This window comes from Mycobacterium sp. (genome assembly GCF_035570115.1).
Classification (GTDB): Bacteria; Actinomycetota; Actinomycetes; order Mycobacteriales; family Mycobacteriaceae; genus Mycobacterium.
In genome coordinates, this window is the sequence record NZ_DATMLH010000180.1 from 20,407 (window position 1) to 40,320 (window position 19,914).

Consider the following 19,914-nt stretch of genomic DNA (forward strand, 5'->3'; position numbering starts at 1 on the left):
TTTACCGGAAGCGTTCGTCGGACGTGGTCATCTCCTTGACGGTTTTCGCCTGGAAAAGGTGACCATGAGAACGATCGAAGATCTCGCCCGGCGGTTCGACAGCGATCGGCGGCACCTCAAGTCGGTGGCGTTCCACTTGCTCGGCTCGGTGGCTGACGCCGAGGACGCGGTGCAGTCCGCCTGGCTGAAAGCCAGTCACGCGGATCACGACATGATCGAGAACCTGACGGCCTGGTTCACGACGATCACCGCGCGCGAGGCCGTCGACCAGTTACGGGCTCGCAAACGGCGAGCCGAGCAGCCGCTCGCCGGCCTCGATCAGCGCGCACCCGCCGCTGTGGCCACACCCGCGGGTGCGGACGAAGATGCCCTGCTCACCGATTCGGTCAGCCAGGCACTGCTGGTGGTCCTCGACCGGCTGTCGCCGGCACAACGTGTCGCCTTTGTCCTGCACGACGTCTTCGCGCTGCCCTTCGACAGGATCGGCGAGTTGTTGAGTCGATCGCCGGAGGCCGCCAAGAAGCTGGCAAGCCGGGCCCGCCGTCGGCTCCACGCCGGTGGATCTGCGGAACCCGCGCGGACCACTGAACACCTCAAAATCGTCGAAGCATTCCTCGACGCGTCGCGCGGTGGTGATATTCGGATGCTGCTGGATCTGCTGGCTCCCGACGTGGTGCGCAGGGTGGACCGCGAGCTGGTGCCAGACGATGTGCCGACCGAGCTTCGCGGCGCCAAGAAGGTCGCCGAGGAAACCCGACGGTTCGCGCTGCGCGCACGGGCCGGAGTCGTAGTGCTCGTCAACGGCGTCCCGGGTATTGCCATCGCGCCGACGGGCCACGTGGAGGCGTTGCTGCAGATCGGCATTGACGACGGCCGCATACACACCGTCGACATCGTCGGCGATGCCGATCGATTGAAAAGCGCGGTCCTCACGCTGCCACCGTGACGACACCAGGAACACTACGAAAGAACCCCCAACGCTCACTAGCCGGAGATACGCCACGAAGAACAGCCTCATCTGCGATAAGTCCATGAGTCGGCGGACGCTGTTACGGGCCGCCGGCGCGCTTGGCGCTGCGTCACTGGCACTGTGGCCCACCGGCTGTGGTTCTGACGACGATGCGCTGACGTTCTTCTTCGCCGCCAACCCCGAAGAAGCGGATGCCCGGCTGCGGGTTGTCGACGCCTTTCAGCGCAGGCATCCCGACATCAAGGTTCGGGCGCTGTTGTCCGGACCGGACCCCCTGCAGCACATGTCGATCTATTGCGCGGGCGGGAAATGTCCCGACGTGCTGATGGCCTGGGACTTGACCTACGCGGGATTGGCCCAACGGGGTGTGTTGATGGACCTCAACACGCTGTTGGCCCACGATAAGGCTTTCGCGGCCGAGTTGAGGACTAACAGCATCTCACCGCTATACGAGACGTTCACGTTCGACGGCGGGCAGTATGCCTTCCCCGAGCAGTGGTCCGGAAACTTCTTGTTCTACAACAAGCAGTTGTTCGACGACGCGGGGGTGCGCCCGCCGCCCGGGCGATGGGAACAGCCATGGAGTTTCGGTGAGTTCCTCGACGCTGCCAAAGCGCTCACCAAACGCGGCCGATCGGGGAGAGTCAGCCAATGGGGATACGTCGACAGCTGGGTCGCGTCGTACTCCGCCGGCTTATTCGGCATGAACAACGGAGTTCCATGGTCGAGCCCCCGGATGAACCCGACGCATTTCAATTTCGACAACGCCGCGTTCCTGGAAGGGGTCCAGTTCTACGCCGACCTGGCCAACAAACACAAGGTCGCTCCCACCGCATCGGAGACGCAGTCGATGTCCACGATGGATCTGTTCTCCTCGGGCCAGGCCGCGATGGCGCAAGGCGGACATTGGCGATATCAAACGGTTGACCGGGCCAAAGGCCTCGATTTCGATGTAACCGTGCTGCCGACCGGTCCGAAGGGGCGCGCCGCCCGCTCCAACATCGGCACAACGGGGCTCGCGATCGCTGCGAGCAGTCGCCGCAAGCAGCAGGCATGGGAGTTCGTGAAGTTCGCCACCGGCCCGGTCGGACAGGAAGTGATTGGTGAGACGGGACTGTTCGTTCCGGCGCTGCGGTCCGCGATCGAGTCGGCCGGATTCGCCAAGGCGCACAGCAGGATCGGCAATCTCGCCGTGCTGACGGGCGGGCCTGCCCATTCCGAGGGTATGCCTGTCACCCCGGAGTGGCCAAAGGTCGTCGCTTTGATGGACCGCAACATCGGCTCCGTTCTGCGTGGCTCACGGCCGGCGACATCGTTGGCGGGCGGATTGTCACACGCGGTCGACGAGGTGCTTCGTAACCAATGACCCCGATCGATGAATCTGGCGCCGCGTTGACCCGGCGTCGCCGGTTTTCCAAAGGACGCGCCAGAGCCGGGCGGATGTTCGTCGCACCCAACATGGCAGCGGTAACCGTATTCATGCTGTTCCCGCTCGGATTTTCGCTTTACATGAGCTTGCAGAAGTGGGATCTGTTCAGGCCGGCCAAGTTTGTCGGTCTAGCCAACTACCGCGGTCTCTTCGGCGGCGATCCACTGTTCGTCATCGCGTTGCGCAACACGGTGGTTTACACCGTTGGGACCGTTGTCCCCACGATCCTCATCAGTCTCGCCGTCGCCGGTGTACTCAATCGGAAAATCAAGGGAATCAGCATCTTCAGGACGATTGTCTTTCTGCCCCTCGCCGTATCGTCGGTGGTGATGGCCGTCGTCTGGCAGTTCGTCTTCAACACAAACAACGGTCTGCTCAACATCATGCTGGGCTGGATCGGTGTCGGTCCGATTCCATGGCTGGTTGACCCTAAATGGGCCATGAGCGCGTTGTGCATGGTCAGCGTGTGGCGAAGCGTGCCATTCGCGACGGTGATCCTGCTCGCTGCCATGCAGGGTGTACCGGACAACCTCTACGAGGCGGCCCGACTCGACGGTGCAGGAGAACTACGGCAGTTTGTCTCGATCACCGTACCGTTGATTCGCGGCGCTGTTTCTTTCGTGGTGGTCATCTCGATCATCCACGCATTTCAGGCGTTTGACCTCGTCTACGTGCTCACTGGACGCAGCGGTGGACCGGAGACCGCGACGTACGTCCTTGGCATCATGCTGTTCCAACACGCCTTTGCCTTCTTGGAGTTCGGGTATGCGTCCGCTTTAGCGTGGGTGATGTTCGCCATCCTGTTGGTATTGACCGTGCTGCAGTTACGGCTAGGGCGACGTCGGGCCGCCTTGGAGGAACGATCGTGGGCCTAGCCGGGCGAGTGATCAAGCCCAGCATTGTCCGTGCCGTCGTGGTGTACACCGCGCTGACCGGTATCGCCTGGTGCGCACTTTTCCCGATCCTTTGGGCAGTATCGGGATCCTTAAAAGATGAGGGTGAGGTGACCACGCCGACGCTGTTTCCGTCGCATCCACAGTGGTCGAACTACCGTGAAGTGTTCGCTGTGATGCCCTATTGGCGAATGTTTTTCAACTCTGTGTTGTATGCCGGGTGCGTCAGCGTCGGCCAAGTGTTCTTTTGCTCACTCGCCGGATATGCGTTTGCCCGGCTGCGGTTTCGGGGCCGTGACACGTTGTTCGTCCTATACCTTGCCACGCTGATGGTTCCGCTGACGGTTACCGTGATCCCGCAGTTCATTCTGATGCGCATCGCCGGGCTGACCGACACGCCGTGGGCGATGATCGTGCCCGGATTGTTCGGCAGTGCGTTCGGCACCTACCTCATGCGCCAGTTTTTCCGGACCCTGCCGGCAGAACTCGAGGAAGCGGCGATCCTCGACGGCTGCTCACCCTGGCAGATCTATTGGCGCATCCTGCTTCCGCATGCCAAGCCGGCGGTGATGGTGCTGGCGGTCCTCACTTGGGTGAACGTGTGGAACGATTTCCTTTGGCCGCTGTTGATGATTCAGCGTCGAAGCATCGCTACGCTCACCCTGGGTTTGGTACGGATGCAGGGCGAGTACGTTGCCAGATGGCCTGTGCTGATGGCCGCATCCATTCTCATCCTGGTGCCACTGCTTCTGGTCTACGTAGTTGCGCAACGCGCTTTCATCCGTGGCATCGCGGTCACCGGGCTTGGCGGGTGAAACTTTCATGGCATCAGTAATTTTCGAGCAAGCCACCCGGCACTATCACGGCACAGCGCGACCCGCAGTCGACCATCTGGATCTGAGCGTCGATGACGGCGAATTCGTGGTGCTGGTCGGTCCGTCCGGATGCGGCAAAACCACGTCGCTGCGGATGATCGCCGGATTGGAGATGGTGGATTCCGGCAGTATCCGCATCGGCACGCGAGACGTCACCTACGACGACCCCAAAGACCGGGACGTGGCCATGGTCTTCCAGAACTATGCCTTGTACCCGCATATGACGGTGGCGCAGAACATGGGGTTCGCGTTGAAGATCGGTCGAGTCACGAAAGCCGAGATCCGCGAACGGATTTTGGACGCGGCGCGGCTGCTCGACTTGGAGCCGTACCTGGGTCGCAAGCCCAAGGATCTGTCCGGCGGGCAGCGCCAACGGGTGGCGATGGGGCGCGCGATTGTGCGGCGACCGCAAGTGTTTTTGATGGACGAACCGCTGTCCAACCTGGACGCGAAATTGCGGGTTCAGACCCGTAATCAGATCGCCGGATTGCAGCGGCGACTGGGCACCACAACCGTCTACGTCACCCACGACCAGGTCGAGGCGATGACGATGGGCGACCGCGTCGCGGTCTTGCGTGATGGTGTGTTGCAACAGTGCGCAGCGCCCAGGGAGCTCTACCGAAATCCGGTCAACATGTTTGTCGCGGAGTTCATCGGCTCGCCCGCGATGAACCTTTTCACCCTTCCCGTTGTCAACAACTGCGTTTCATTGGGTGATTGGCCGATCCAACTGCAGCGCGAGATCACCGATACCGCAGGAGAAATCGTCGTCGGCATCCGGCCTGAACATTTCGAAATCGGCTCCAGCGGGGTCGAAATGCAGATCGATGTAGTCGAAGAACTCGGCGCGGACGCCTACTTGTATGGCCGAGTCGCAAGGCCCGACAACACATTCGGCCAGGCAATCGTCGCGCGCACCGACGGCCACGCCCCACCGCCGCGCGGCAGTCGAGTGCGCCTGCATCCACAACCGGGACATCTGCATTTCTTCGGCGTCGACGGTCTCCGGTTGCCCTAACTGGTCGAAAGCAAGGCGCGATGAAGGAAGGCATATGAAACCTGCGCATTTCACGGTGACCGAAAGCGGCGAATTTGCGCCGACGCCGTTCGCTCAGAGTCACTGGGGCGACGACCATCTCAGCGGTCCGGCCGTCGTCGGGTTGGCCGCGCGGACACTCGAACGTGAGTGCGGATCAACCGATTTCATGCCGACGCGGTTGACGGTGGACCTGTTTCGTGCGGCGCGGGGTGTTCCTGCGGCGGTGGCCGTGCGCGTCGTGCGGGACGGCCGACGAATACGCAGTGCGGAGTGCGATGTGGCCCAAGAGGGTCGGCTGATGGCGCGGGCCACGCTGCTGCAGTATCGCCGCTCGGCCGCGCCGCCGGGTCGATTATGGGCTGCGCCGATGACCTTCCCGCCGCTGCCATCCGTCGACGAAGCGGCACTTACCCAGGTAGGGAGTGACGGCGGAGCGCGGAGCCAATCGCCGGGAGAACATCAGAACGAGTTCCGTAAGCAGTTCTACAACCGCGCTCTTGACGTGGTCGCAGGTGAAGAGAATTCACACTTCGTGCGGGCGGTAATGGTCGCCGAGGCGACCAGCCTGGTGACGAACATGGGCACACAGGGGATCGGTTACATCAACGGCGATCTGACAGTGGGATTGGCGCGGTTGCCGGTCGGTGAATGGATCGGCGTGCAGGGCGACTCACATTGGGCCTCAGACGGAGTCGCCGTCGGCACGGCCACGCTTTTCGACGAGGCCGGGGCGTTCGGAACTGGCATGACAACCGCCGTCAGCAATCCGGCGGCTCAAATCGACTTCACCAACGACCCGTTCCCACTGCGGATCGCGTAGTCCTTAAGGCTGCGAGGTGCCTCGCGAGACGCCCGGAGTGAACGTCACCGGGAGCTCGCCCAGCCCGGTCATGCTCGGGTTGCCGAGGTATGCGTGGACACCGTCGAGGTCGACCTGGTAATCGGGAATTCGGTCGAGAACCGCCCTCACCATCACCTCGGACATCAGGCGGGCGAGATGAGATCCGATACAACGATGCGGTCCGAGCCCGAATGCGACGTGGCGGTTGGGCGCACGGTCCAGCACGATTTGCTCGGGTCGCTCGAATTCCTGTTCGTCGTGATTGGCGGCCAGCCAGCTGACGATCACCCGGTCGTTGCGCCGAAGGTGCTGCCCGCCAAGGACGACGTCGCGAGTCACAGTCCGGCTCAGTTGCTGGTTGACCGAGAAGTAGCGCAGAAATTCATCGGTCGCTGTGCGGTGCAGTTCGGGGCGCTCGATGAGCTGTCGCCGCAACTCGGGATGGGTGCCCAGATGCAGCAGGGTCAGCGCGGTCTGTGAAGTCGTGGTGTCGACACCGCCGGCGATGAGGTTCCACAGGATGTTGAGCAGCTGCTCGTCGTCGAGCCGCTTGCCGTCGAATTCGAACTGAATGAGGAAGCTGGTCAGGTCGTCGCGGGCGTCGGCGCGACGGGTCGCCGCGAATTCCACTACGGCCCCCATCATCGCGGGTACTTCGGCGATGGCTTTGGCGTACTCCGGGCTGTCCTGCGGGACGGCCATCACAGAGTGGAACAGCTTGGCGTAAAGGTGCCAGTTCTCGTAGGGCAGGCCCATCAACTTCATGGTGAGGATCGCCGGAACCGGACTGGCGTAGTCCAGCACGAGGTCCATCTGCCCGTCGACGATCCGTTGGTCGAGGAACCAATGCGCCGATTGCTCCATGAAAGGGCGCAGCTTCTGCACAGCGCCCGGCGAGAAGAATGGCGCCAGGGCGTGCCTTAACGCTTGGTGATAAGGACCGTCGACTTCGCCGATGCCCAGAGCCGGTTGGCCTTCGGGACGTGGCACACCCATCTCGCCCTGGTAGTCAACGCCGTCGGCGGCGTCTGGCTCGTATTTGTGCGCGAAGGTGTCGCCGTCCCGCGCGGTTTGGCTCACCGCGCGGTAGCTGGTGAGGAACCAGAATCCGCCGTAATTCTCATTCCACGCGACCGGACACTGTTGGCGCAGCTCGGCGTTGATCGCCAATTCGTTGAGGTTGAACTCGTCGGAATGGTGATCGAAATCCACCACCGCGTCGGCGTCGACGTCGGGACGCATACCCATCCAACCCTCCAACTCGAGTCTGGGAAAATCAGTCTGCGCTATCTTTGCAAGTTTAGTCGTTTCGATATAAGACCGTTCACTGCCGGTGATACAGGCCGGCGCCGGAGGACGCTCGACGGGCTGCAGGAGGCTGTAATGGTCAGTCACCGAATCGTTTTCAACCACGTGGGGCTGTGTGTCACGGATACCACGCGGTCGCGCACCTTCTACGAAGGCCTGCTCGGATTCGAGTTTTGGTGGGAACTCGATCCGCCTGATGAGGGCACCGGCCAGCTTCTGCAGCTGAACAAGCCGATCGGATTGCATGCGACATATCTCGTCCGGGACGGCTTGGTGCTCGAGCTTCTCGACTATTCGCAGCGCACTGTCCACCTGAGGCCGCGTCGTGTCATGGACGAAGCGGGGCTCACCCATCTGTCGCTGTCGGTTTCCGATCTCGGCGAGGTCTTGGCGACGGTGCACAGTTTTGGCGGATCGGTGGTCGAGGGCACGGTCTCCGAGCAATCGGCGATGATCCGCGACCCGGACGGCCAGTTGCTGGAGCTGCTCTCGGATTCCTGGCTCGCGGTGCTGCCGCCGCGCCTTTCGTCCGATGGGTGAGCACCGCAACTGTGGGGATGTGACGATCTACCCATGACGCCCGCGGTTGAGCCAGTCGACGACGACTCCGATCCACATATTGTGCTCGGTCTCGTCGGCGACCCGGGCGCGGCTTATTCGCTGGCCCGCGAGCTCGCCGACACGGACTTGCACTGCGAACTCGACCAGCGGTTACCTGGAGCCCGCTGGTGCATCGAGGTGATGGAGGGCCGGTTAGTGCAGCCACCGGCCACCGACGCCCAGATCGTGAAAGCGGCGCGGAGAACACTGCTCGAGAAAGGATGGGACGTCGTGATTTGTCTGACGGACCTTCCGTTGCACGTCGAACAACGACCGGTGGTGGCTCACGCCAATCCGGTGCGCAACGTGGCGATTGTGTCGGTGCCGGCGCTGGGCGCGATGGGGGCACGGCATCGGATTCGCGAGACGATCGTGCGCCTGCTGGTGCGGCTGATCGCCGGATCTACTGAGCTGCACGGCGACCACGCTCACGGCATGGCCGGACCGTCCCGGAGGGTGACTATGCAGCGCGTGCGTGAGCTGGGCAGCGACCCGGCCGAAGAAGCGTTCTTCTACACCGCGCGGGTGCTGACCGGCAATCTGACGTTGATCAGCGGGATGGTGGCCGCCAACCGGCCGTGGCGGCTGTCGTTGCGGTTGACGCGCGCACTGACCGGCGCGGTGGCCGCCGGAGTTTTTGGCTTGGTGACCGCGGATATCTGGCGGCTCTCCGACGCCTATGGGTGGCAGCGGCTTTCCGGTACCGCGCTGGTCTCGATCGTCGCAACCGTCGCGACCCTGATTATCGGAGCCGATCTTTGGGAGCCCCTGGTCGCGCGCGCAGTGCGCAAGCAGGTGATTCTGTTCAACATCGTGACTACGGTCACCGTCTTGATCGGCGTTAGCGTGCTGTATGCCGCGCTGTTCGTATTGGCGCTGGCCGCTGCTTTCTGGTTCGTGATGCCGCAGATCTACCAAGGCCAGGTCGGTCATTCGGCTTCGCTCCGCGATTACTTCGAATTGGCTTGGCTGATCTCATCCTTGGCGATGATCGGCGGCGCCTTGGGCGCGGCGCTCGAATCCGACGAGGCGGTGCGGGAAGCGGCGTATACCCAGCACATCGCCGAGGAAGCGGCTAGCGAAGAAACGCCCTGACTAGGCCGTGTTCAGCGCGACGGCGGCGCGGATGAGCGCCTTCAAGGCCTTTTCGTCGATCTTGTCGCCCTCATGGATATCGATGGCACGCCTGGTGTTGCCGTCCAGGCTGGAGTTGAAAAGGTTCGACGGGTCATTCAACGAGGCACCTTTGGCGAAGGTGATCTTGACGACGTTCTTGTACGTTTCACCGGTGCAGATCATTCCTGCGTGATACCACACCGGGACGCCTCTCCACTTCCACTCCTCGACCACATCGGGGTCGGCCTGCTTGATCAGCTTTCTGATGTGGGCGAGCGTCTCGCCTCGCCAGTCGTCCAGCTCTTTGATTCGCGCATCGATCAGCCGCGAGGGGGAGTCTCCACCGTTTTGTTCCTTCGAGCCGCTCTTTGCCTTCGTCATGTTTGGGATCGCCTCCGTGCATGGTCCGTGGTCACCCGAGTATCCCCACAGAGCTGATGACGCCTCGGGGTGGCCGCCGCGCCGACAGACAGTGACGCTCGTGCTGCGCGGGTTCAACGTTCGTTGTGACCTGCTGGTCGAGAGGAGACGCGTACCGGTGCGAACTCCGTGATGAGCTGAGCGAGTTCGGTTCTGGTGGCCGCACCCACCCGCGTACACGCCCGGTAAATGTGGCCTTCTACGGTGCGGACCGACAGGGTGAGGGCTTGGGCGATGTCGATGTTGGACAGGCCTTGAGAGATCAGAATCGCGATCTCACGTTCGCGGTCGGTCAGCGGAAGTGACATGGCCGCGGCCTGAGTGGCCGGGGTGATGGCCCCGCAGCTATTGGTCAGTCGGTTGGCGCGGCCGCTGCCGGTCAAGGCCGGGCCGCGCCGATTCTGTTGGTTGAACTCTCGCGAGGCGTGAGCGGCGGCGTCGGCTGCGGCGATGCGATCACCCATTGCCTCGAGTTCGTGTGACACGGCGAGCAGGGCGTCGCCGTCGTGGTCGGCCAGCGCGGCCGCCCAGCGGGCTACCAACCCGGCTCGGGGGCCGTCTACCAGTTCGGCGAGTTCGGCGAGCCGGGCTGCGGTGTGCCGGTCGCCGAACTGAATCGCGGCCTGCAGACATACCACCTCGCGGGCGTGCTGACCGTGCGTGCGCGCGAACTCAGCCGCCTCCCGAGCCAGGGCCCGTGCTTGCGAAGTCCGTCCGCGCGCTGCTGCCACCCATGCGGCGGCCAGCAGGCTTGCAGATTCCATATGACGGTGGCCTGGATGGCAATTGCGCCTCATCTCGGCAAGCGCTTGCTCGGCTGCATCGACGTCGCCAGCGTGGGCGAGCGCTTCGGCATAGGAGATGCCGAAGTGATACAAACCGCCGTCGGTCCTGTTCGGGAATTCGGTGACCGCGCCGCGAAGACGCGCTACAGCGGTGTGTAGCTCTCCGTTGCCAAGGGCCGCCGCGCCGCTGACCGCGGCGGCGAACGATTGGGCAACGCCGGGCACGTCGGCGGCCTGCTCGAACGTCCGGGCGGCGACAGCCAGGGCGTCGGCTAGGTATCCACCGAGAATCAGGGCCTCGGTGTGATAGACGACGAGAAGGACCGATTGAAGGGCGGCCTCTGGTGACGCGGCGGCCAACCGGACAGCTTCCTCGGAGATCGCCGCAGCCTTCAACGGATGGCCGAGTTCGCCCAGCGCGATGATCTGCGCCCATGCCAGTATCAGTGCCGGTAATGCGACCAATTGGCCGCGGTCGATGGACTCACACGTCCTCAGCACGTCGCCGGGTCGTGCCTCAACGGCCAATTGCAGCGCACGGCAGGCTAACAACGGGTGCGATTCCGACCCCGAAATGGCGGCCAGCGCATCGTCGATGACCTTCCGAGACGTCGCGGGTTGCCCCATCGGCCACAACAGATTGATCGCGCGCAGATTGACCGCAGCCGACCAAACCGGCTCGTGCAATGTGCGAGCGGTCAGCGACTCCAGGAGCTCTTCGGCCTCAGCGCTCCGGTTCAACACGGACAGCGTGTGGGCCAACAGCAGTTCAGCATCCACACCGGCGCCGGCGCCCACGGCCGCGGCGGAGAGTCGTTGGGCCAGGGCCACATCCAGCCGGCAAAACGCCGCCTGGGCGGCCCGGGTGAAGACGTCGGGAACCGGTTCCAGATCAGACTGTAGCCACAGTAAGGCCAGCCGCACAGGGTCAGGCGCGCCGACGGCGCTGTTGGGCGCGAGCATGGCCCGGGCGATGCGCCCTCGCAACCGCTCCAAGCGCAGCTGGCCCGCTTGTGCTAGCCGCACTTCTCCGTAGAGCGGATGACCCAGGCGCGCAACGCTATTTGGCGTGGTGCGCGAAACGATGATGAGGCCGCGACGCTCGGCGTCTTCGACCGCCGTCGCATCGGCCAATGCGATCAGATGCGCCAACTCTAGTGGTTCTGCGACTGCTACTAGGTCGACGACCTCCAGCACCGGCTCGGACGCCGCGCCGATGGACAAGTCCACCAGGTCGACTAGCGACTGCGACATCTCCATGGTGCCCACCCACCGCCACTGGCCATCGCGGTTGATCAGGCGTCCTGCGTGCGCTTCCTGGTTGACCAGTTGGCGCAAGAACAAAACGTTGCCACGGGTCAGGCGCCACATCCGCTCCGCGCAAGCCGTGCCCACCGGTCCACCCAATGCGGATTGCAGCAAGGTGTCGGATTCCGTGTGTGAGAGCGGCTGCAGATCCAGCCGCTCCAGGTGTCCGTCTTTCCACAGTGCGGTCACCGCATCCGGTGCCGGCGCGCCAGTGCGGAGGGTCGCGATGACGGTGGCTGCTCGTCGCAGCACCAACTGGTGCAGCACAAATGCCGACAAGTCGTCGAGCAGACGTGCGTCGTCGACCACCACCAACACCGGGGCACCGTTTGGCGACGCAGTGACCTTGGCGATCACGCTGCCCACCAGCAGCAGGGGATTGCCTTCAAGCCGATCGGCCCATTGCGCGAATGCCCCCAGCGGGATCGACTGAGCCGCAACGGTTCCCGCAATCCAATGCACCGCCCAGCCTCGCTTCGCTGCGAGGGCCATCGCTTCACGAGCCAGCCGCGTTTTGCCCACGCCTGCAGAACCGGCGATCACCACACCCGCGTACGGCTTGTCCGGGCAGAACGCATCGGCGATAACTTCGAGTTCTTCGGCGCGACCCGTCAGTGGCCAGGCCTGCATCTGGCAAATGCTAAATCAAGATCGCTATGCGCGTGTCCATTATCTTCACCGGCGAGTCGGTCATCGCTTCCGCAACTCGGCGTTGAGTTTGTACTCGGCCACACGTAACAAGGTGTCCAGTCCTTCAGGCTCGATGTGCAGGTAGGCACATACGACCTCGTCGGCGACGCCGGCAGCCTTCAATCGCAGCGCCAGCGAATGCGCCTCGGGCAGTCGACGCAACGCTGCTTCGTAAGCATCGATGTCGCCGCGCGTCATGGACTCATTCTCGGCCGGGGTCGACGCGCCGGATTAGGTAATCGATTACTCGCATCGCCCGCTTCTCGGTGGTAGAGCCACCTTCTGCCGACCATCTCTTGGTCTTGCGAGTCGCGGGGCGGGGGAGCACCGCCGTATGCCGACAGCCGCGGCGCCAAACGGGTCCTCTCTGACGAAGTCGAGTAATGCACTACTCGATTCCTCCTGCTGTTGGCGATTTATGGTCGTGTCTGACCCCATCATTCGAGTCGTGAAGAAAGTCGCTATGTCCCGATATACAGCGGATGCAGCTTTCTGCGCCCGTTCGACGTGGACAGGCCGCATACGTCGGGCGGGCCTGACCTACGGCCCCTCGCGCACAGATCTGCGCATTATCTCCGATGTTTTTGCGCCGACGCGAAGCGCGTCGTGAAGACCGCTCCAGAACCCGGGAGACAGCATGCAGGTTCACACGATCGGCAGCGAGACCGCTCGGTCAGACAGTGACCGGTGCATTAACACAACATTGATCCCGCCAGCCGAGGCGGGGCGCGGGGTCCTCGACGGCGCATTCGCCGTCTTGGACGCTCTTGCTCACGCTGAAGGGGGACTCGGACTGACCGCACTGGCACAAGCGGCCGGGCTAGCTAAAACATCGGCGCACCGACTCGCCGAACAACTCGTGACGCTCGGCGCTGTAGAGCGCTTCGACCACCGCTACTATGTCGGGCCGCAGATGATGCGCATCGGACAGCGCTGGCAACCAGAGCCGCTGTTGCGGCGGTGCGCGCAAGGGCCGGTCCACGCACTTGCCGTGCAATCGCGCGCCATGGCGTCGCTGCGGATCCTGCATGAACATCGACTCCGCTTTATCTGCGCCGCAGTACCTCACGGGCACGCTTACATGACAGCCCATGTCGACCCCGAATCCATCGCCCGCACCGCCACCGGACGTGTCCTCTACGCGGCCGAGCCCCCCGGCGAGGTTGCGCTCCCTGACTGCTGGACCCAACGTGAATGGCGCAACCTGCGTGAGTCCCTTCGGAATCCGCGAGCGACAGTGGTCGACCATCAGGACGCGGTTGCCGGCATGTGTTGCGTGTCGGCGCCCGTCTGGTTGGCGAGTGGGGCCTGCGCTGGCGCAGTCACCATCACAGTCCAGGCAGACGATCTACCCGTTGGCCTAGCCGGCCTGGTCTCCTACACCGCGGGCCGCATCGGCGCCGCCCTTCAGCAATTGAAGGAAACGTAACCCTGTTGTCGAAATACCGGGCTCCGGTCCGCTGAGCGGACCGCGCTATTGCATAACTCCATCGATCATCAGAAACCGATAGAGAAAACCCAATTCGCAGAAGGGAGCACCAAGATGGCAACGCCGACGATGGATGTAATGACGGCAATAAAAGTGGCCCAACTTCTGAACACAACCTATGACACCTCGCCCAGCGACTTGACGAATGCCGCCGGTACGGCGGTCAGCGCCGGCGGCGCGAACTACACGGTGGTCACGACGATCTATGCCAACGATCTTGCGACCGACATGAACCCGAGCCGAGGTGACGACGAAGTCTCCATCGGGCTGATCTGCCAGGCGGCTCAGACCGGCGATGTGGTGATCGCGATCCGGGGTACCGAAGGGACTCTGGAGTGGATTCACGATGCCGAATTCCTCCAGGTGCCATGCCCGTTCCTGTCTGGCGCCGGCCACACCGATGACGGTTTCACCGCGATGTATGAGTCGCTAAAGACTGGTGCCGCGCCGAATTCGCCGAGTGTGGTCAGCGCATTGGCCACGCTCTCGTATCCCCGGCCCGTCAGCTCTGTGACGATTTGCGGGCACAGCCTCGGGGGATCCCTGGCGACGCTGCTTGCCCTCGACGTGGCGGCGAATACGAAATTCACCAACCCGGCCGTCTACACCTATGGCAGTCCGCGCACAGGGGATTCGCTGTTTGCCAGCACCTTTGACCAGGTGGTCAAGAACTCGTACCGGGTCGCAAATCGCGTTGACATCGTGCCGACGTTGCCTCCTCCGGTGGACTACGAGCACGTGCTCAATCCAGAGGAGCTAAACCCGGTTCGGTTATTGCCGCTTCCGCCAAAGGTCCTGGTGAAGTTCAATCCCGGGTGCGAACATTCAATCATCACATACATGTATCTCTTATCCCTTCAATCCGGCGGACCCGTCATTCCGCTCGACTCCACCTGTCAGCCCTGAAAACAAGCGGGGTCTGCCGGGCCAATGACGATCAGTCGTCGCTAATTGTCAACAGAGGAGCCCGCAACTGTTTCGCCGAAATCTTCTGCGGGACCGCCGTGTTGCGCGATCTAGAAGAAAAGCGTCACAGTGACGAATAGTCGTCCGTCCGGGGGCAAGGGCTCGGGGGACGAGCGAGCTTGGGCAGTCCGATAGGCACTGCGCTTCTTAGTGCGCTGGGTGCCGCGGCGCCGCCTGCATCGGCGGCAATCGGCAACGGCGCGAAGAAGAAACGCGCCGGAAAGACCGCTACCGGCCGTCGCAGGACTGCTTCAGTCAAGACCCTAGCCACCAAGGCGTGACCCGTCCCGGCGAACTATCCGGCGCCCTCGAGGCGCGCTGCGCACCGTTTGGCGAGCCTCAGCGTGACCTCGGCTAACTGGCCGGGCCTCGCGCTGGTGCGTGGCCGGAATCGCGGGCCGATTTCCACGTGTCGGTGCGGGCGGCGATGTAGCTCGCATACTGCCCGGGCGTGTTCTGGTCGGGCAGCACCGGGGCGCCGACGAGATGCTCATCGGGCACCGGCAGGTCGGAGATCATCTGGGCGTGCAGCTGCTGTAGGTGCGAAACCTCCCCGGTGGCCGGATTCTGACCGGTCGACGTCGGTGCCGTCACGCCGGCCAGCGGGTCGTCGGTCCGCGGGGTGGTCAGCGTCAGCACGCCACCGAGGTCGGGCGCGGCCGCATCCCGCGCGGTCAGGGCTGGCAGTCCCCAGCGCAGCTCGATGGTCTTGAGCACCGAGGTGTGGTCGATCGGCGTGCTGCCGGCCGGCACCCCGTAAATGGTGCCCGCCGGGATCAACGGCGAGACCAGGACGGCGGGCACCCGTACACCGAATCTGGTGAAGTCGAAGCCGTATTCGCCCGCCGATGTGTCCGGGGGCACGGCCCCGCCGGGCGGCGCGACGTGGTCGTAACAGCCGCCGTGCTCGTCATAGGTGATGATCAGCAGCGTCTGATTCCAGCCGGGGCCGCTGCGCAGGGCTTGGTAAACGTGCTGGATCAGCACTTCGCCGAGCGCCACGTCGTAGTTGGGGTGTTGGCTGTTGCCCGCGGAGCCCCAGCTCGGCTCGAGGAACGAGTAGGCGGGCAGGTTTCCGGCCGCGGCGTCGGCCTGGAAATCGGCGAACTTACCGAAGCAGGTGTCCGGTGCCTGCACAGTGTCCGGGTAGTTGCCGCGGGTCAACGGTTCGTCGTCGTAGCCGTAGATCTTCCAGCTCACGGCGTGTGCGGTCATCAGACCGAAGATGCTCTGCACGGTATAAGACGATGCGCTGTCGTTCATGTGTCCCTGGCTTGTCGCCGCGCAGGCGAACGCCCTGTTCGGGAACGTCTCGGTGGGCACTGAGCTGTACCAGTGGTCACAGACCGCGAAGCCGGCGGCCAGCCCTGACAAGACCGGCAGCCCGGCCGGTGTGAAAACACCCATGATGTTGGAGGCGACGGTGCCTGGTAGCGGCGTGCGGTGCATCCGCTGGTCGTAGGTGATCGCCGCGGCGTAGTTGGTGACGAAGCCGCCGTTGGTGGCTATCGCAGGTGTCGGCGGGTTGCCGGTGCCGAATAACTGCGAGTTGGTGTTGGCGTAGCCTTCGCCGGGGTCCGCGCCGGGCATGAAATATGCGTCGGCGGTGCCCGGATTGATTTGGAACACCGGGACCGGATTGCCATTGGCGTCGTTGTTGGCCTCGGTGCCGAGCAGGCCTTCGAATGGCTGCCCATTGGGCCCGGTTTTATTTGGGTAAAGAAACCCCAGCATATGGTCGAAGGACCGGTTCTCCAGCATCAGCTGCACGATGTGCTGAATTGCGGAAAGCTGGGAGGGCTGACTGGGCGGCGACGGCGGGGCCGGCTGATTGGGAGTGGTCATCGGATCAGGCGGGCGCGTCGCCCGATAGCAGCAACTCGGGGAGGGCGGTGAAGTTATAAGCGGTACCGCCATCGGCGGCCAAGGTGAAGCACCAGATGATGTCGAAGCGGTCGCCGGGCCACACGGTCGGGACGACAACGCCGGTCACCGCGGGGATGTTGGCCGCTATGTCGGGAATGTGGTCGTGTTCCCAAGCGACCAGGCTGATCCCGGCATCGTTGGCGACGATCGCGTTGGCTAGTTGGGCCTCCTGACCCTCCTGGTAGTTGTTGTTGATAGTCAGACTGAGGCGCAGGCTCAGGGGCAGGATCGTTTCGTAGGTGCGGTGGTTGACCGTCTTCGCCGGGTTGGAGTACGCCGGCGAGTAGAGGTGTCCGGGCACCGCCAGATCGGTGCGCGTGGTGCCTGCCGCGGTGTCGAACAGCGTTGCCAGCCCGCCTGCTCGTTGCCATCCCTGGGGGATGAGGCAGTCAGGATTCGGCGTCCCGGTGACGTCGATTCCGGTGTAGGTCGTTCCGTTGGTCACGATCGGCTTTTCGGCGTGGCGGATCAGGTATATGACCTGGGGCGGCGGTCCCTGTGCGGGGCTTGCATTCGTCATTTGCCACCTCCTAGAGGTAGTTGGGGGGAAGCGATCAGGGTCTCGGAGATGTCGATTGCGTCGACAGGGGAGACGTGGCTAACGTCGTCGACGCGCCGCGCGGTAATAGCACATTGTGCGATGGCGCCTCCGCCTGCTTGGTGGGACCAATCACCGTCGGGACGTTCCTTGCGATAAACCATTTCGCGCCGATCGCGATGGCTTAAGCAAGAGCCCGGTCCGCTGAGCGGACCGAACAGGTGCCATCATGCAAAATCCCGCCGCAGGAGGCGTATGAAAGGTCACCCGGGCGGCCTGAATTGATTTGAGGACCGAGCTAATTCCAGGGAATCTACTGAATTCGGTTCTCATTTCACGTCCACAACATCGTGGACGACGTTGAGCTGGTCCTACGGGCACTAAGGTAGCCCCCGCTAGGATGCGCTGCCGGTGTTGACCCGTGCGGGTCCGAGGTTGACGGGCAGCTGTTTTATCCCGTGCAGCAGGGTGCTGTCGTTGGGGGTCGGTTCGGCGGCGAGAGCTAGATGGGGGAAGCGTTCGAAGAGTGCTTGTAAGCCGATGTGCAGTTCCATGCGGGCAAGAGGTGCGCCGAGGCAGACGTGGATACCGGTGCCGAAGCCGATGTGATCACGGGCATTGGCGCGGGTGGTGTCGAATTCGTCGGGACGTTCGAAGATGGCCGGATCGTGGTTGGCTCCCGCAACCAGAAGGAAGACAGCCGAGCCTTCCCGCACGGTGTGCCCGTCGATTTGAAGCGTTTCGGTGGCCACCCTGACACCGATTTGAGCGACGGAGTCGTAGCGCAGCGTCTCCTCGACCGCGTTGGGCCAGCCTTCGGGATGTGCCACGAGGTGAGCCAGTTGATCGGGGTGACGGACAAGTGCCACGACTGCGTTACCGAATGCATGGGCGGTGGTGATAAACCCTGCACCAAGAAGCAGCCCCGCGAACATCCTGACCTCGACGTCGGTGAGATCACTGTCGTTGAGGACGGCCGACAAGATGCTGTCGTCGGCGCGGCCACGACGGAGCCGCTCGATATGTGCAGCGATATAGTCTTCGAACTCGCGCAACGCCGCCGTAGCGGTCTGGAAGTCCCGCCAGGAGGGGGCCGTGGTGGTGAGCAGCTTGGCGCCGGGTTCGGCGTATGCGTAGAGGCGGGGTATCTCGTCATGAGGAATGCCCAGCATCTCGGCGATGACCTCGATGGGGATTTGGGAAGCGTAGTTGGACACCAAATCACAGGACGTCTCATCGCTGAGATCGTCAAGCAGGGCGCTGGCGATTTCCTGGATGCGGTGACGAAGTCCGTCGATCGCCCGCGGGGTAAATGCCCGCGACACCAGGCGTCGCAATCGTGCGTGCTCGGGTGGATCAACGACGAGCAGTGACGGGGGTTCCAGGCCATTGAGCACGCCGGGATTGGTTCTCGCGAGCATCCGCTGAACGATACGAAATGGTGAGCGGTCCGGCGGTTTGGCGGTCCGGAATCTGTCGTCCCGCAACACGTCACGGACAATCTGCGCATCAGCGGTGACCCACCCGTTGCTGAATCCTGCTGATATACGTCCCCGTTGGCGTATCTGCTGAACAAGGTGATGCGCGTTGTTGGGCTGGTTGCTATCGATCAACAGCTGGGGAAAGGGATCACCCCGGCGGGCGAGCAGCTTGAGCGTCGCACGCGGCAGCCCGTATCCCATCAGCCAATGCGACCGGGTCTTTATGTCGGCATTCATATTGTTCGCCCTTAGCTGTTTGCGCGGTCAGGATCGGTCAGTCGGTGCGGACGCTTTGGTTGAACCATTCGCCGTCGTCGGACCGCCAATCAACTCGGACGACGACTTCAGTTCGATCTGGACAAACGGTTTTGTTCCGCGCGGTTCGCGGAGCCTCTTCTGCACCCAGGGAAATCGGCCGGTTGAGTCGTTCGTCAACGCAGAAATTTATGTAGCACGGGAGCTCCGATGTTGAAGACAGCGCATCGGCGCGATACGGCGGAACCCGCTGCGCGGTGCCCACAACTCGCTCACACGCCGTCACTCTTACCTCGTAGGCGGTGTCGTCTCCGACGTTTGCGACGTAGGCGTGGCGGGGGTCGGCGTCCCAGCGGCCGGCCTGCCAGCTCACCGCTGGCCGGCGCAGCCGAGCGGCAGCAGTGCTACCACGACGCGATTGCTGCTCGAGCCACCGTTTGCGGGCGATTACGACGACCAGCGGGATGGCACACACGATGCTTACCACCGCTGTGAACAGTGGAAGGACCACTATCGGATCGGCCACGAGGCGGATCGTAAATCGCTGTTGACCAATTTGGGAAGCACGCCGGACGCGGGTCGGTGAATTGCGCCCGGCCGCCACTAGTGAGGGACGACGGCTGCTCCGCTAGCTGCACGGCATTCGATCAGACGTGACCATGAGACTCAGACCAGCGACGGGTCAGAGACATCGCCGTGAAATCGAGGGATCAGCCGCGGACCAAGACGGGCTTTAGCTCGTTGTACCTGTAGGCATAGATTTTCGTCGCGGATTCATCGAAGGTGACGGAGACATCGAATTCACCTGCATTATAAAGGGTTTGAACAACTCGACGTTCTCCGCAGGCGACCGCGCCGCGCATCACCGGCGAGAACATCAGGAACACGCTTGCGGTTGCCGCAAGCCCCACAACGATGAAAGCGACCCGCTTGGCGACTGTAGCGACGCGCGACGGCGCTCCGAGCGGGCGGACATCTCGGCCAG

19 protein-coding genes are annotated in these 19,914 nt (G+C 63.2%); 10 read left to right on the forward strand and 9 right to left on the reverse strand.

Going from position 1 to position 19,914, the window contains the following annotated elements:
* Positions 1–64: 64 nt before the first annotated feature.
* The 6 genes from VNW74_RS16335 (at position 65) to VNW74_RS16360 (ending at position 6,026) form a co-directional block, all read left to right on the forward strand.
* Positions 65–946 carry a sigma-70 family RNA polymerase sigma factor gene (locus tag VNW74_RS16335; RefSeq protein WP_325678585.1) on the forward strand — a complete coding sequence of 294 codons (882 nt, stop codon included), beginning with the start codon at positions 65–67 and terminating at the stop codon, positions 944–946.
* 85 nt (positions 947–1,031) lie between these two features.
* Positions 1,032–2,336 (forward strand): sugar ABC transporter substrate-binding protein, encoded by a 1,305-nt coding sequence (locus tag VNW74_RS16340; RefSeq protein ID WP_325678587.1) that lies wholly within the window; start codon positions 1,032–1,034, stop codon positions 2,334–2,336.
* A 26-nt stretch (positions 2,337–2,362) separates the two neighbouring features.
* Positions 2,363–3,274 (forward strand): sugar ABC transporter permease, encoded by a 912-nt coding sequence (locus tag VNW74_RS16345; protein ID WP_325678632.1) that lies wholly within the window; start codon positions 2,363–2,365, stop codon positions 3,272–3,274.
* On the forward strand, positions 3,265–4,107 hold the full coding sequence (locus VNW74_RS16350; protein WP_325678589.1) for a carbohydrate ABC transporter permease: 843 nt from the start codon (positions 3,265–3,267) through the stop codon (positions 4,105–4,107). Before VNW74_RS16345 ends, VNW74_RS16350 begins: the two co-directional genes overlap by 10 nt.
* 7 nt (positions 4,108–4,114) lie before the next feature.
* Positions 4,115–5,185, forward strand: coding sequence for a sn-glycerol-3-phosphate ABC transporter ATP-binding protein UgpC (locus tag VNW74_RS16355; RefSeq protein WP_325678590.1), 1,071 nt, complete (start codon positions 4,115–4,117; stop codon positions 5,183–5,185).
* Between the two features lie 34 nt (positions 5,186–5,219).
* Positions 5,220–6,026 carry an acyl-CoA thioesterase domain-containing protein gene (locus VNW74_RS16360; RefSeq protein WP_325678592.1) on the forward strand — a complete coding sequence of 269 codons (807 nt, stop codon included), beginning with the start codon at positions 5,220–5,222 and terminating at the stop codon, positions 6,024–6,026.
* A 3-nt stretch (positions 6,027–6,029) separates the two neighbouring features.
* On the opposite strand, the gene VNW74_RS16365 is transcribed toward VNW74_RS16360, so the two are convergent.
* A complete protein-coding gene (locus VNW74_RS16365; RefSeq protein ID WP_325678594.1) occupies positions 6,030–7,295 on the reverse strand; it encodes a cytochrome P450 in 1,266 nt (421 codons plus the stop codon).
* Between the two features lie 135 nt (positions 7,296–7,430).
* Here VNW74_RS16365 and VNW74_RS16370 point away from each other — a divergent pair, with 135 nt between their 5' ends.
* Positions 7,431–7,895 (forward strand): VOC family protein, encoded by a 465-nt coding sequence (locus tag VNW74_RS16370; RefSeq protein WP_325678596.1) that lies wholly within the window; start codon positions 7,431–7,433, stop codon positions 7,893–7,895.
* Between the two features lie 33 nt (positions 7,896–7,928).
* Positions 7,929–9,050 carry a hypothetical protein gene (locus VNW74_RS16375; RefSeq protein ID WP_325678597.1) on the forward strand — a complete coding sequence of 374 codons (1,122 nt, stop codon included), beginning with the start codon at positions 7,929–7,931 and terminating at the stop codon, positions 9,048–9,050.
* Here the strand turns inward: VNW74_RS16375 and VNW74_RS16380 are convergent, their stop codons facing one another.
* The 3 genes from VNW74_RS16380 to VNW74_RS16390 form a co-directional block, all read right to left on the reverse strand.
* On the reverse strand, positions 9,051–9,452 hold the full coding sequence (locus VNW74_RS16380) for a DUF1801 domain-containing protein (RefSeq protein WP_325678598.1): 402 nt from the start codon (positions 9,450–9,452) through the stop codon (positions 9,051–9,053).
* Between the two features lie 113 nt (positions 9,453–9,565).
* Entirely contained in the window at positions 9,566–12,214 is a 2,649-nt protein-coding gene (locus tag VNW74_RS16385; RefSeq protein WP_325678599.1) for a helix-turn-helix transcriptional regulator, read from the reverse strand.
* 60 nt (positions 12,215–12,274) lie between these two features.
* The gene (locus VNW74_RS16390; RefSeq protein WP_325678601.1) at positions 12,275–12,472 is read right to left on the reverse strand and encodes a hypothetical protein; all 198 of its coding nucleotides are present in this window, start codon (positions 12,470–12,472) and stop codon (positions 12,275–12,277) included.
* A gap of 439 nt (positions 12,473–12,911) precedes the next feature.
* Between VNW74_RS16390 and VNW74_RS16395 the strand changes: the two genes are divergently transcribed.
* Together VNW74_RS16395 and VNW74_RS16400 are read left to right on the forward strand one after the other, a co-directional pair.
* Complete coding sequence (locus VNW74_RS16395) at positions 12,912–13,703, forward strand: IclR family transcriptional regulator (RefSeq protein WP_325678603.1); 792 nt, start codon at positions 12,912–12,914, stop codon at positions 13,701–13,703.
* Between the two features lie 114 nt (positions 13,704–13,817).
* Positions 13,818–14,669, forward strand: coding sequence for a lipase family protein (locus VNW74_RS16400; RefSeq protein ID WP_325678605.1), 852 nt, complete (start codon positions 13,818–13,820; stop codon positions 14,667–14,669).
* A gap of 414 nt (positions 14,670–15,083) precedes the next feature.
* On the opposite strand, the gene VNW74_RS16405 is transcribed toward VNW74_RS16400, so the two are convergent.
* The 5 genes from VNW74_RS16405 to VNW74_RS16425 all read right to left on the reverse strand — a co-directional run bounded on the left by VNW74_RS16405 (position 15,084) and on the right by VNW74_RS16425 (position 19,840).
* Complete coding sequence (locus VNW74_RS16405; RefSeq protein ID WP_325678607.1) at positions 15,084–16,574, reverse strand: alkaline phosphatase family protein; 1,491 nt, start codon at positions 16,572–16,574, stop codon at positions 15,084–15,086.
* Positions 16,575–16,578: 4 nt separating this feature from the next.
* Positions 16,579–17,175 (reverse strand): hypothetical protein, encoded by a 597-nt coding sequence (locus VNW74_RS16410; RefSeq protein WP_325678609.1) that lies wholly within the window; start codon positions 17,173–17,175, stop codon positions 16,579–16,581.
* Positions 17,176–17,588: 413 nt separating this feature from the next.
* Entirely contained in the window at positions 17,589–18,911 is a 1,323-nt protein-coding gene (locus VNW74_RS16415; RefSeq protein ID WP_325678610.1) for a cytochrome P450, read from the reverse strand.
* A gap of 37 nt (positions 18,912–18,948) precedes the next feature.
* A complete protein-coding gene (locus VNW74_RS16420) occupies positions 18,949–19,455 on the reverse strand; it encodes a hypothetical protein (protein WP_325678612.1) in 507 nt (168 codons plus the stop codon).
* Between the two features lie 184 nt (positions 19,456–19,639).
* Positions 19,640–19,840: a hypothetical protein gene (locus VNW74_RS16425; protein ID WP_325678614.1), complete on the reverse strand. Its 201-nt coding sequence runs from the start codon at positions 19,838–19,840 to the stop codon at positions 19,640–19,642.
* Between the last annotated feature and the right edge of the window lie 74 nt (positions 19,841–19,914).

Bases quoted from the DNA above. Each gene is read 5' to 3' on its own strand.
- VNW74_RS16370 (WP_325678596.1), top strand. From the start codon at position 7,431: ATGGTCAGTCACCGAATCGTTTTCAACCACGTGGGGCTGTGTGTCACG.
- VNW74_RS16390 (WP_325678601.1), bottom strand. From the start codon at position 12,472: ATGACGCGCGGCGACATCGATGCTTACGAAGCAGCGTTGCGTCGACTG.
- VNW74_RS16380 (WP_325678598.1), bottom strand. From the start codon at position 9,452: ATGACGAAGGCAAAGAGCGGCTCGAAGGAACAAAACGGTGGAGACTCC.
- VNW74_RS16410 (WP_325678609.1), bottom strand. From the start codon at position 17,175: ATGACGAATGCAAGCCCCGCACAGGGACCGCCGCCCCAGGTCATATAC.
- VNW74_RS16385 (WP_325678599.1), bottom strand. From the start codon at position 12,214: ATGCAGGCCTGGCCACTGACGGGTCGCGCCGAAGAACTCGAAGTTATC.
- VNW74_RS16360 (WP_325678592.1), top strand. From the start codon at position 5,220: ATGAAACCTGCGCATTTCACGGTGACCGAAAGCGGCGAATTTGCGCCG.
- VNW74_RS16375 (WP_325678597.1), top strand. From the start codon at position 7,929: ATGACGCCCGCGGTTGAGCCAGTCGACGACGACTCCGATCCACATATT.
- VNW74_RS16335 (WP_325678585.1), top strand. From the start codon at position 65: ATGAGAACGATCGAAGATCTCGCCCGGCGGTTCGACAGCGATCGGCGG.
- VNW74_RS16400 (WP_325678605.1), top strand. From the start codon at position 13,818: ATGGCAACGCCGACGATGGATGTAATGACGGCAATAAAAGTGGCCCAA.
- VNW74_RS16355 (WP_325678590.1), top strand. From the start codon at position 4,115: ATGGCATCAGTAATTTTCGAGCAAGCCACCCGGCACTATCACGGCACA.
- VNW74_RS16340 (WP_325678587.1), top strand. From the start codon at position 1,032: ATGAGTCGGCGGACGCTGTTACGGGCCGCCGGCGCGCTTGGCGCTGCG.
- VNW74_RS16365 (WP_325678594.1), bottom strand. From the start codon at position 7,295: ATGGGTATGCGTCCCGACGTCGACGCCGACGCGGTGGTGGATTTCGAT.
- VNW74_RS16415 (WP_325678610.1), bottom strand. From the start codon at position 18,911: ATGAATGCCGACATAAAGACCCGGTCGCATTGGCTGATGGGATACGGG.
- VNW74_RS16405 (WP_325678607.1), bottom strand. From the start codon at position 16,574: ATGACCACTCCCAATCAGCCGGCCCCGCCGTCGCCGCCCAGTCAGCCC.
- VNW74_RS16395 (WP_325678603.1), top strand. From the start codon at position 12,912: ATGCAGGTTCACACGATCGGCAGCGAGACCGCTCGGTCAGACAGTGAC.